The sequence below is a fragment of the Sphingomonas panaciterrae genome (assembly GCF_036890205.1).
Classification (GTDB): Bacteria; Pseudomonadota; Alphaproteobacteria; order Sphingomonadales; family Sphingomonadaceae; genus Sphingomonas; species Sphingomonas panaciterrae.
The window spans coordinates 1-995 of record NZ_JAKNQR010000036.1 but is presented as its reverse complement, the minus strand read 5'-3'; the positions used below and the strand labels follow the sequence as shown (position 1 = coordinate 995).

Annotated in this window: 1 protein-coding gene; it reads right to left on the bottom strand. The window is 61.9% G+C overall.

Features of this window, described 5'->3' with window-relative positions:
- Window positions 1–135 precede the first annotated feature (135 nt).
- Window positions 136–995: IS3 family transposase (locus L8F96_RS18540; protein WP_334657025.1), on the bottom strand; the 860-nt coding region annotated here is incomplete at its 5' end.

Genomic DNA, 995 nt, shown 5'->3' with positions numbered 1-995 from the left:
CTGTCCGTCGTCAGAACATTCGGCACAACTCGCGGCGTAGATTAGCGGAGTGCGGACCTCGTCAGGGGGTTGATGTTAGGCGGCGAACTTGCGGTGCTGCAAGCGCCGATGTTCGATGGTCTGTCGCTTGATCCTTTAGCGCAGTTTGATGATTGCCGGAGCCCTGCCGAAGTAGGCGTCGGCAGGCGTCACGTTGGCCAGGCTCTCGTGGTATCGCTGGTGATTGTAGTGCTCGACGAAGGCCTCGATGTGGGCTTCGAGGTCGCCGGGCAGGAAGTAGTTTTCCAGCAAGATGCGGTTTTTCAGGGTCTGGTGCCAGCGCTCGATCTTGCCCTGGGTTTGGGGATGACACGGGGCGCCGCGGACATGGCTCATCTTCCGGGCCTCGATGTATTCCGCCAGCTCACCCGCGATGTAGCTGGGGCCATTATCGCTGAGTAGCCGAGGTTTGTGCAGCACCGTGGCGCTGTCGCAACCAGAAGCCGCCAGGGCGAGGTCCAGCGTGTCGGTGACGTCCTCGGCTCGCATGTTGGTGCACAGCTTCCAGGCGATGATGTAGCGCGAGAAGTCGTCGAGCACGGTCGACAGATACATCCAGCCCCACCCGATGATCTTGAAGTAGGTGAAGTCGGTCTGCCACATCTCGTTCGGCCGCGTGGTTTTCGTGTGGAACTGATCGGCAGCCTTGATCACGACATAGGCCGGGCTGGTGATCAGGTCGTGGGCCTTCAACAGGCGGTAAACCGTGGATTCCGACACGAAGTAGCGCTGCCCATCGGTGAAGCGCACGGCCAGTTCCCGGGGGCTCAGCTCAGACTGTTCCAGCGCCAGCTCGATGATCTGGTCGTGGATGCCCGCCGGGATGCGGTTCCACACCCGGCTCGGCGCCGATGGCCGATCTTCCAACGCCTCCGGCCCGCCTTCGAGGTAGCGATCATACCAGCGGTAGAATGTCCGACGAGGGATGCCGAGTTGGTCCAGCGTGCGCTTGGCCG